The sequence below is a fragment of the Ruegeria sp. AG1 genome, assembly GCF_056541705.1.
Genome location: NZ_JBQFYU010000037.1, coordinates 1 through 735, shown reverse-complemented (window position 1 = coordinate 735; position 735 = coordinate 1). Strand labels below are relative to the sequence as shown.

Annotated in this window: 1 protein-coding gene; it reads left to right on the top strand. The window is 52.9% G+C overall.

The genetic code is table 11. From position 1 onward, the window contains the following. Positions 1–682: IS6 family transposase (locus ACR0B5_RS22870; protein WP_480543693.1), on the top strand; the 682-nt coding region annotated here is incomplete at its 5' end. Positions 683–735 lie beyond the last annotated feature (53 nt).

Here is a 735-nt window from a genome sequence, read left to right as displayed (position 1 = left end):
CTTTAAAACCAGCCCCGAGATCATCCGCCTTGCGGTGATGTTGTACATCCGCTTCCCGCTTTCGCTTCGAAATGTCGAAGATCTGCTGCACGAGCGAGGTATCGACGTGAGTCACGAAACTGTCCGATATTGGTGGAACAGGTTTGGCCCAATGTTTGCTGCCGAGATCCGAAGAAAGCGTGTTCAGCAATTGAGAGCATACTCCAAATGGAAGTGGCACGTGGACGAGGTTTTCGTGAAGGTGAATGGCAAGAGACACTACCTCTGGCGGGCTGTTGATCACGAAGGTGAGGTGCTGGAAGCCGTTGTCACCAAGCGCCGAAACAAGCAGGCGACATTGAAATTCCTCAAGAAATTGATGAAGCGACACGGTAAAGTGGAAAATGTCGTCACGGATAGCTTCGCATCGTATCGGGCCGCTTTCAGAGAGCTTGGTGCTACCAAAAGACAGCAGACTGGCAGGTGGCTCAACAACCGCGTTGAGAACTCGCACCTGCCTTTCCGACGAATAGAACGCGCGATGCAGCGTTTCAGGCGCATGCGAAGTTTGCAGAAATTCGCTTCCGTCCACTCGTCCGTCTACAACCACTTCAATCAGGAAAGATCGCTAGCCAGCCGAGACACCTTCAAGTTGACACGCGCCGCCGCTCTTAGCGAGTGGCGTCAGCTTTGTTCTGGATAGGTTCACGGTTTCCGCGGTAAACTGAGACTGGTTCGAATTCGTCTGACAGCACC